Origin of the sequence: Mycobacterium angelicum, assembly GCF_002086155.1 — a bacterium.
Lineage (GTDB): Bacteria > Actinomycetota > Actinomycetes > Mycobacteriales > Mycobacteriaceae > Mycobacterium > Mycobacterium angelicum.
On record NZ_MVHE01000223.1, the window covers coordinates 1 to 905 of the forward strand.

The following is a 905-nucleotide window of genomic DNA, read 5'->3' on the forward strand; positions in this document are numbered from 1 at the left end:
ACCGGTGCGGGCAGCGTGATCATCACCGCTCACCGTGACCGCCCCGATCTGGACACCTTGGCCAGCGCGCTGGCTCGCCTACACACCCATGGCCACAGCCCCTCCTGGGAGAGCCTGTACCCCCAGACACAGACCGTTGCGCTGCCGACTTATCCGTTCCAGCACCGCCGTTACTGGCTGACTCCGGCCACCACCGCCGACGTCAGTGCTGCGGGTCTGCACCGCCCCGAGCATCCGCTGCTGGGCGCGATCACCACCGTGGCCGATCAAGACCAAACCCTGATCAGCGGACGCCTTTCGGCGAGCACCCAGGGGTGGTTGGCTGATCATCGGGTCGGGGGCGCGGTGGTGTTCCCGGCGACGGGATTCCTCGATCTGGTTTTGTATGCCGGCGGTCATGTCGGGTGCCCGGGTGTCGACGAGCTGGTCCTGCACACCCCGTTGGTGCTTGTCGATGACCATCCCACGGATGTGCAGATCGCTGTTCACCCGGTCAGCGAGACCGGTCGGCGATCGGTGACAGTGCATGCACGCAGCAGCGTCGATCAGCACGACAGCACCTGGGTGCTGCATGCCAGTGCGTCGTTGAGCGCTGAGCAGATTCCTCCTCCGGCGCCCCGGGAATTGGGGGCGGTGGAGGCCATCGACGTCGGTGGTTTCTACGACGAGTTGGCGGGCGCCGGATTGCAGTACGGTCCTCGGTTCCACGGAGTGGTCGCTCTGGGCCACGACCCAACCGACCCCAACACCGTCTGCGCCGAAATCGTGTTGCCTGCCGATGTCGATATCGGCGGCTACACCCTGCATCCGGCGTTGCTTGACGCCGCGCTGCACCCCTTGGTCTGTCTGGATGGCTTCGATGCCGACCCCACGGGTCCGCGGGTGCCGTTCGCGTTGGCCGGGGT

1 protein-coding gene is annotated in these 905 nt (G+C 66.5%); it reads left to right on the forward strand.

What is annotated here, in order from left to right; translation table 11 throughout:
• Window positions 1-905: polyketide synthase dehydratase domain-containing protein (locus BST12_RS29110; protein ID WP_211281411.1), on the forward strand; the 905-nt coding region annotated here is incomplete at both ends.